The sequence below is a fragment of the Kribbella albertanoniae genome (assembly GCF_004348455.1).
GTDB classification, from domain to species: Bacteria; Actinomycetota; Actinomycetes; order Propionibacteriales; family Kribbellaceae; genus Kribbella; species Kribbella albertanoniae.
In genome coordinates this window covers 1-8,287 of sequence record NZ_SMKA01000353.1, presented here as the reverse complement: position 1 = coordinate 8,287, position 8,287 = coordinate 1, and the positions used below count along the sequence as shown (strand labels likewise).

The 8,287-nt window shown below is 69.2% G+C and carries 7 protein-coding genes; 5 read left to right on the top strand and 2 right to left on the bottom strand.

Annotation, left to right across the window (positions count from 1 at the left end; translation table 11 throughout):
• Positions 1-308: hypothetical protein (locus tag E1261_RS45655; protein ID WP_202875432.1), on the top strand; the 308-nt coding region annotated here is incomplete at its 5' end.
• A 437-nt stretch (positions 309-745) separates the two neighbouring features.
• Here the strand turns inward: E1261_RS45655 and E1261_RS41060 are convergent.
• On the bottom strand, positions 746-2,014 hold the full coding sequence (locus E1261_RS41060; RefSeq protein WP_132415172.1) for a S8 family peptidase: 1,269 nt from the start codon (positions 2,012-2,014) through the stop codon (positions 746-748).
• Between the two features lie 86 nt (positions 2,015-2,100).
• Between E1261_RS41060 and E1261_RS41055 the strand changes: the two genes are divergently transcribed.
• From E1261_RS41055 to E1261_RS41045, 3 genes are all read left to right on the top strand, one after another.
• Positions 2,101-4,689 carry a CHAT domain-containing protein gene (locus tag E1261_RS41055; protein ID WP_132415171.1) on the top strand — a complete coding sequence of 863 codons (2,589 nt, stop codon included), beginning with the start codon at positions 2,101-2,103 and terminating at the stop codon, positions 4,687-4,689.
• A 64-nt stretch (positions 4,690-4,753) separates the two neighbouring features.
• Entirely contained in the window at positions 4,754-5,335 is a 582-nt protein-coding gene (locus tag E1261_RS41050; RefSeq protein ID WP_132415170.1) for an RNA polymerase sigma factor, read from the top strand.
• A gap of 5 nt (positions 5,336-5,340) precedes the next feature.
• A complete protein-coding gene (locus E1261_RS41045; protein ID WP_132415169.1) occupies positions 5,341-5,805 on the top strand; it encodes a hypothetical protein in 465 nt (154 codons plus the stop codon).
• A 22-nt stretch (positions 5,806-5,827) separates the two neighbouring features.
• Here E1261_RS41045 and E1261_RS41040 read toward each other — a convergent pair whose 3' ends face one another.
• Complete coding sequence (locus E1261_RS41040; protein WP_132415168.1) at positions 5,828-7,276, bottom strand: alkaline phosphatase PhoX; 1,449 nt, start codon at positions 7,274-7,276, stop codon at positions 5,828-5,830.
• A gap of 188 nt (positions 7,277-7,464) precedes the next feature.
• On the opposite strand from E1261_RS41040, the gene E1261_RS41035 reads away from it, so the two are divergent.
• Positions 7,465-8,287 (top strand): sensor histidine kinase (locus tag E1261_RS41035; RefSeq protein ID WP_132415167.1); only part of this gene is annotated, 823 nt, incomplete at its 3' end.

Genomic DNA, 8,287 nt, shown 5'->3' with positions numbered 1-8,287 from the left:
CCCCGACCCCCACCCCGACGCCGGGTGGTGCGGCGCCGACGGGGACGCCGGGCGGTACCACGGTGGAGCAGGCGACCGCCCACCTGGCCGGCAAGCTCGGCGTACAGGCGACCGCGGTGAAGGTGGTCTCGGCCGAGGAGGTGACCTGGTCGGACGGAAGTATGGGCTGCCCGGAGCCGGGGATGATGTACACGCAGGCCCTCATCGACGGGATGCGGATCATCCTCGAGGCCGACGGCAAGCGGTACGAGTACCACTCAGGCCGCCAGGGCGCGCCGTTCCTCTGCGAGAACCCAAAGCCCCGCTGAAAAACTTTTGAAATTCCCTGTATCACCGGTACGGCGCCAGGACTCCGCACTATGGAACGCCGTTGAACTGCTTCCGGGGGGAAGGCAGTTCGAGGGTCTCCGTGGGGGGAGGGGCTGACGCGGTGCGTGAGGAGTTTCGGTGGTCAGGCCGAAGCTTCTCCGTACCGCGTCAGTGCGTGCTGCCGCCCTCTGCCAACTCACCTGACTGAGCTGGCAGAGGGCGGCTTCTTTGTGGACTGTTGTGGGCGTCGCCGGGCGGACCCAGCCCCCGTACTCGCAACGTCCGAAGGATCGGAGGGCCCGCCTCCGGTTTTTCGGACGTTGCGCGCGACCTTGAGCTAACGTCCGAAGGATCGGAGGGCCCGTCTCCGGTTCTTCGGACGTTAGCGGCGGGGCGGACGGCAAATCACCTACACGCACCAGGCCTTTGAGAACAGCTACGGGGTGCTGTTGTGGGCGTCGCCGGGGTTGAGGACTGGGCCTACGCCGGGGACTGCTTGGCCGAGGGCGAAGGCTAGTAGGGCGTCGGCGGCTTGGAGGGCGTTCTCGCCGGTGCGGGACATCCGGCCGGCGATCAGGCCGGCCACGAGTGGGGTGGAGAACGACGTACCGCTCCAGCGTGCCATCTCGTAGAACTTGCGCACCTCGCCGGTGTGGGGCGGCTCGGTGCAGTGGTATTCGCCGGTCAGGAACGCGTTGATGATGTTCTCGCCGGGTGCGTAGACGTCGACCCAGCCGCCGAAGTTGCTGAACCAGGCCCGATCGGTGCCGCTCTCCGCGAGGGCGCCGACGCCGACGGTTTCCGGGAAGGCGGCCGGCCAGAAGTAGTCGCGGGTGGACTCGTTGCCCGCGGCCGCGACCAGGACGAGACCGTTGACCCGGTTCAGCCGGGACTCGATGAACACGTCGAGACCGAGCGGCGGCAGGTCGAACCTGGTCCGCGTTCCGGCCGAGAGGCTGATGATGTCCGGAGCCAGGTCGAGCACCTCGTCGAGGGCCGCGGCCAGGTCGAACTCCCAGATCGCACCGGCGGTGGTGAAGTAACTCTGTACGACGACCTCGGTCTCGCGGGCCATCGAGCGCAGGACACCGGCGATGAAGGTGCCGTGTCCGGCGTACGGCTTGATCAGTCCGGCCGGGTCGAACGCGTCCTCCGGCTCACCGGTGACGCCGTTCAGCCAGTCTGCCGCAGGAGCGTCGGACCAGCCGACATCGAGTACGACGACCTTGACGCCCTTGCCGGTGGTCGTCTTGTCGTCGATGAACGGGCTCGGCAGAGTCTTCGGCGCGACCTCTTCGGGCTCAGTCGCGGGGCACGGGCTGACGCTCGGCACCACATAGAACAGGTGCTCCGGGGTGACGACGCCACGCCCGAGCCGCAGGTCGGCGTACTTCAGGAACCGCTGGGTGGGTGAGCGGTCCTCCGGGGCGCCCGGCGGCACCGTCGGAGGCAGCTTCAGCCGGGTGACACCACCGATGCCGCCCTCACCCGTCGTACCGCCCTCGAAGAGCCGGATCACGCGCTCCACGTCCTCGTCCCGGACCAGCACGTACCCGGCGTGGTAGAGGTAGTCGGCCCCGACCTCCTGCCACTTGGCGGGGAAGACCTCGACCTCCTTGCCGAAGCTCTTGAGGATCAGGTTGATCTGGGCGATGTACCTCTGGTCGCGCTCGGCGGCCGGATTCTTCGTGCGTTCTTCGGTCATGGAATGGCGCCCCCCTCGAATCACTGCAATGGTCGAGTCCGAAATCGATATCATTCCACCCCGCCGACGTACTGGGGGAGACTCGCATGACGGTTGCACCGGAAGAATTGCTGCCGCTGGCGTTGTCGCGCCCGCACGAAGCGATCGCGGCGGCGAAGGCGCTGCTGGCCGGCAAGCTCGAACCGGAGACAGCGTCGATCGCGCACCAGGCCAGCGGGATCGGGTTCCGGCAGCTCGGTGAGGTGGATGCCGCGATCGCGGAGCTGCGGACCGCGCTGAAGCTCGCCGGGAAGTCGGGCCTGGCCGAGCGGGAGGCCGACGTACTGGCCACGCTCGGCGCGACGCTCGGGCGCGCCGGCCGGAGCCGCGAGGGGCTGGCGCGGCTGGATCGGGCGGTCGAATTGAGTCGGGGTGCGCTGGCGGGGCGCGTGCTCTTGCGGCGGGCCGACGTCCTGCTGATGCTCGGCCGGCATCGGGAGGCGCTGGACGACCTGCGGCTGGCCATCAGCCGGTTGCGGCGCTCCGGCGACCAGGTGTGGGAGGCGCGGACGCTGAACTATCGCGGCGTCATCCAGTTGACGCTCGGCGGGACGCGGCAGGCGGAGGCGGATTTCGATCGAGCCGGTGAGTTGTATGCGGAGGTCGGGCAGGAGTTCGAGTACGCCGAGACTCGGCAGAACCGTGCCTGGGTCGCGTTCATGCGCGGCGATCTGCCGGCGGCGCTGCAGTTCCTGGGGGAGGCCGCGCAGGGGTACGACGACGTCGGTGTGCAGTGGCCGGACCTGACCATCGATCGGTGCGCAGTGTTGATGGCTGCCGGGTTGACCGCCGAGGCGCTCACCGAGGCGGACGAGGCGATCGGCCGGATGGAGCCCGGCGGGGTGCCGGCGGCCAAGCGTGCCGAGGTGCTGTTCACCGCGGCGACGGCCGCGCTGGCGGTGGGTGATCCGGCGACCGCGCAGGGACGGGCCGAGCAGGCTCGCCGGTTGTTCTCGGCCCAACGGCGTTCCTGGTGGTCGGTCCGGGCGTCGATGCTGCAGCTGGAGGCGCGGTATCGGTCGGGTGAGCGTGGGCCGGGGCTGTTACGTCAGGTGGTCCGGACCGCCGGTCGGCTGGACGAGCTCAGCACGGCCGAGGCGTCCGCGGCGCATCTGCTGGCCGGTCGGCTGGCGTTGTCCGAGGGACGCCGGCGGATCGCGGACCGGCAGCTCGAGCTGGCCGGCCGGTTGTCGAAGAACGTTCCACCGCCGGTTCGGAGCGCGGCCTGGCTCGGCCGGGCGTTACGTGCGGAAGCGCGAGGTGAGGTACGGCGGATGCTGGCGGCCTGTGGTCGCGGTCTCGACGCGTTGGACGAGTACCGGCTGATGATGGGCGCGACCGAACTGCGGGCCCGCACGACCGGGCACGGTGCCGAGCTGGCCGAGCTCGCCCTCCAGGAGGCACTTGGCCGAAACGACCCCCGAGATCTGCTCTTCTGGGCCGAGCGCTGGCGCGCCACCGCGCTGACAGTCCCACCCGTCCGTCCCCCGGGCGACGAGCAGCTGATCACCGACCTCGCCCAGCTGCGCGACGTCGTACAGCGCCTCGAGTCCACCCCCGAGCCTGTTCGCCCGCCGTCGCTCGAACGCGACCGCCGCCGGTTGGAGGCGGCCGTCCGCGATCGCGCATTAAGGGCCCAAGGCAACAATTCTGCCAAGACCGGGGGTGGGTTCGACCTTGCTGCACTGCACGAAGAGCTCGACGGTACGGCGCTGGTCGAGCTGATTGCTGTTGGTGGGACGCTGCATGCGGTGGTTGCCGCCGACGGTGAGCTCACGCGGTACGAGGTCGGTCCGTTGGCAAGAGCTGCGGTAGAGGTCGAGCGGTCTCGATTCCGGTTGCGATGGTTGGCGCACGGACGCTCGAAGTCGGGGCCGCCGTTGGAGGTGCTCGGCGCCAGGTTGGGGGAGGCGATTCTCGGGCCGGTCCAGCACGTGCTGGGGGAGCGGGCGGTGGTGATGGTCCCGCCGGCCAGCTTGCAGGCGGTGCCGTGGGCGCTGGTTCCGGCGTTGGCTGATCGGCCGGTGAACGTTGTGCCCTCGGCGGCGATGTGGTTGCGTGCGCGCCAACTCAAGCCCCCGGCGGATCGGCGGGTCGTGCTGGTGCTCGGGCCGGGGCTGGCCGCGGGGCGCGCCGAGATCAACCGATTGACCGAGCAGTACCCGAAGGCCGTCGTACTGCGGGATGGCGACGCGACGGCGGAGCGGGTGCTGCACGAGTTGGACGGTGCGTGGATCGCGCATATCGCGGCGCACGGCACGTTCCGGGCGGACAGTCCGCTGTTCTCGTCCTTGCGGCTCGACGACGGGCCGCTGACCGTGTACGACTTCGAGCGGCTGCGGCGAGCGCCGTACCGGCTGGTGTTGTCGAGTTGCGACTCCGGGCTGGCCAAACCGGTCGGTGCCGACGAACTGCTCGGGCTCAGCAGCAGCCTGGTGCCACTCGGCGCGGCGGGGATCCTGGCGAGCGTCGTACCGGTCAATGATCCCGCAACGGTTCCCTTGATGACCGCTGTGCACGATCATCTGCAGGCGGGCCGTTCACTGGCCGAGGCTTTCGCACTCGCCCGCGGTACGGCGGGTGCGGATCCGGCGGTCGATGCGGCCGGCCGGTCGTTCGTCGCGCTCGGTGCGTGAGCGGCATGTATCAATCAGCGACCCAGGTCGCTCCGTAGCAGTATCGGGGGGAAGGAGACAAGGCATGCGTGACGATCCAGTTGTCGTCGCTCTGGTGACGAAGGCGGTGGACGGCGACAAAGGCGCGTGGGACGAACTGGTCGAGAGGTATGCACCGTTGATCTGGGGAATCGGACGCCGGTACCGGCTGACGCCCGCGGATATCGACGATGTCGGCCAGGGCGTCTGGTTGCGCCTGATCGAGCACCTGCCAAGTCTCCGGGAGCCTGCCGCACTGCCCGGCTGGATCGCTACCACCACGCAGCGGGAGTGTTTCCGCCTGCTGCGGGCGTCCAGCCGGGTCGACCCGGTCGACCCGGCCGAACAGCGTGACGCGGTCGAGCCGGCCGTGGCCGAGGAAGAGGTGCTCAGGCACGAGCAGCGGACGATTGTGCGGAGTGCGTTCGGGCAGCTGTCCCAGCGCTGTCAGTTGCTCTTGGCAATGATCATGAAGGACCCACCGACCGCGTACGACGAGATCAGCCGGCAGCTGGCGATGCCGGTCGGAAGTATCGGCCCGAACCGGGCCCGCTGCCTGGAACGGCTGCGCCGGACACCGGCTCTGGCCGGGCTGGCCGACGACCATGGATCGACGACGAGGAGGTGAGTACGGTGACGGAGACCGATTGGAACGACGATGGCCAGCTGCTCGAGGCCCTACGCGATGCGCTGGTGACCGAGCAGGAGGTTCCCCGTGCATTTGTCGAAGCCGGGAAGGCGGCCTTCGCCTGGCGGACCATCGATGCCGAGCTGGCCGCGCTCACCTACGACTCGGCCTGGGCCGGCCTCGAGGAGGCCTCGGTCCGCTCGGCCGAGAGCGCGACGTTGCGGGCGCTGACGTTCGCTTCGGACGGCTGGACGATCGAGATCGAGCTCACCTCGGAGGGTCTGCTCGGCCAGCTGGATCCACCCGCGGCCGGTGAGATCACGGCCAGCACCGATTCCGGCGTACTGGCCACGGCACGGATCGACGACCTCGGGTTCTTCGTGCTCAAGCCGCTGCCGAAGACGCCGTACCGGTTGACGTGCATCGTCGACGACGGCCCGACGATCCTGACCGGCTGGGTCACGCCCTGAGACGCAACCCAGCCACCGTTGACTAGCCCAGGTAGTCGCGCCAAGGGCCGGTGATGGCCAGCGTGAGCCCGGGGTCCTGCATGTTGACGAAGAGCACCTTGCCGTCGGCCGTGAAGGCCGGCCCGCAGAACTCGGAGTCGTTCAGCATGTTGCGGGCGATCGCGTAGGTCGGCCCACCCGGTACGGCGCTCAGCACGTGGCTGCTGGCGTTGCCGTCCTCGGCCAGGATCAGCGAGCCCCACGGCGTCACGGTGACGTTGTCCGGCCCGTCGAAGTTGAAGTCCTGGAACCTCGCGCCGGCGCCCTGGTCGGCCGCTGCGCTCTCCGGGAAGTACGTGACCAGCTGGATGGTCTTGTTCGCGTAGTTGTAGAACCAGACCATGCCGTCGTGCGGGACCGCATCGGTCGGCAGGTCCGTCGTACCGGACTTGGCGTAGGAGTTGACAACGTACACGCCGTCCCTGGTGCCGTAGACACCCTCGAACTTCTTGCCGCGGGTGATCTGGCCGTCGGTGAACTGCTTGCGCACCGAGGTGGTGGCGGCGTCGCGGTCCGGGACCTTCACCCACGCGACCCGGAACGGGCGCAGCAGCTGGGCCGAGGTCAGGTAGGCGACATCCGGGATCGGCTTGCCGTCGTCACCCAGGATGGCCAGTGCCTCGAGGGTGCCGAAGTCCTTGTCCTGCAGGTCTTTCCAGCTCCGCGGGCTCAGCTGGTAGCCGCGCGGACCGGACCAGCGGTAGAACGTCCCGTTCGGGCCGGAGGCGTCCTCGGACAGGTAGATGTGCTCGCGCTTCTCGTCGATCGCCAGCGCCTCGTGGGCGTAGCGGCCGAGGGCCTTCAGCGGGACCGGGTGCGCGGTCTCGCCGTCGCCCCAGACCTCGAACACGTACCCGTGGTCCTTCAGCCGGGTGGTGCCGTTGGCCTTGCTCTCGGTCTCCTCGCACGTCATCCAGGTGCCCCACGGCGTGTGGCCGCCGGCGCAGTTGGTGAGGGTGCCGGAGATGGCGACCCACTCGCCGAGGTTCTTGCCGTTGCGGTCGACCGAGATGGCCGTGCAGCCACCGGCCGCGCCGACACCGGTGTCGTAGACGGTCCCCGGGACCTGCGGTACGCCGAGAGCGGTGTTGCCGCTGATCTCGTGGTTCTGGATCAGCAGGTAGGTGTCGTGCCGGCTGCCGGGGAACACGGCGTTGCCGTCGTGCGCGTTCGGGGTCAGCTCCCCGGACTTGAGCTTGGTCTCACCGGCCTTGGTGACGATCCGGTACTTGAATCCCGGCGGCAGTGCGAGCACTCCGTCCGGGTCGTCCAGCAGGGGCGGGAACGGCTTGTGCTGCGGGAACGGCGAGTGCTGGCCCCGCGAGACCGGCGTGGCCTCGGCCAGGGTCGGCAGGGAGCCAACGGTGGCGATACCGACACCGGCGGCGCCGGCAGCGGCGCCACGCAGGACAGAACGACGATCGACGGACATGGTGCTCCTTGGACGCTGTAGGTGGAACGTCCTGATCCTCCCCCGCACACGGCTGCCGTACGGGGAACGCAAGCTGAACAACGAGCATCCTGGAGCTGGGAGAAGCCCTTGCCGGCAGCCTGTCGCGGCGGGCTGTGGTCGGCTCGTCGCGGGCCGCCACAAAGTGAGGGAAGCCTATACTCACGACCGTGCGCGGTGAGCGGATCGAGGCCTGGGCCCGCGGGCACGAATCAGCCGTCGATGCGGTGTTCGCCGCCGTACTCCTGGCCGCTGCTCTTGTCTTCGGCCGGGTGGTCCAGGCCGAAGGCACGTACTTCCTCTTCTCGGCTCTCCTGCTGATTCCGTTGGCTGTACGGCGGCGCCGGCCGGTGTGGTGCCTGATCGCGATCGCACTCGCCGCGCTGGCCCAGTGGCTGACCGTCCGCGGAACAGTCGGGGCTTTGCCGGCCGATGTCGCCGTACCGCTGGCTGTACACGCAGCAGCCGCCTATGGACCCCGCTGGGCCGGACGGGCTGGTGTGATTGCCGGACTGGTTGGTGCTGCGCTGGGCGGCCTCGAGTGGCCTCGGTTGCGGGACACAGTGGTGGCGCATCTGGTGATCGGCGCCTTCTTCGCCAGCACGGTGATCGCAGCGTGGGCTGTCGGCACCATCCAACGCCTCCGCCGCTCTCAAGTCGACGCGCAACGCGAGTTGGCCGTGCTGGCCGAACGAGCGCGGATAGCCCGCGAGATGCACGACGTGGTCGCCCACTCCCTCGCCGTCGTGATAGCTCAAGCAGACGGCGGCCGCTACGCCGCCCGCACTGATGCTGCCGTACAGGCGCTGGAGACGATCGGTGCGCATGCTCGGCAGGCGCTCGGGGACACGCGGCGGATCCTTGGGGTACTGCGGGATGGATCGCAGCAGTCGGTGGAGCCGGCCGTTGGACTGGGGGATGTTGCCGCGCTGGTTGAGCGGGTGCGGGGGAGCGGGTGGGAGGTGAGTCTGTCGATTGATGACGGGGTAGTTG

What these genes read in the sequence shown, in the direction of transcription:
- E1261_RS41060 (WP_132415172.1), bottom strand. Translation starts at nt 2,014, where the DNA reads ATGACCGAAGAACGCACGAAGAATCCGGCCGCCGAGCGCGACCAGAGG.
- E1261_RS41055 (WP_132415171.1), top strand. Translation starts at nt 2,101, where the DNA reads ATGACGGTTGCACCGGAAGAATTGCTGCCGCTGGCGTTGTCGCGCCCG.
- E1261_RS41050 (WP_132415170.1), top strand. Translation starts at nt 4,754, where the DNA reads ATGCGTGACGATCCAGTTGTCGTCGCTCTGGTGACGAAGGCGGTGGAC.
- E1261_RS41040 (WP_132415168.1), bottom strand. Translation starts at nt 7,276, where the DNA reads ATGTCCGTCGATCGTCGTTCTGTCCTGCGTGGCGCCGCTGCCGGCGCC.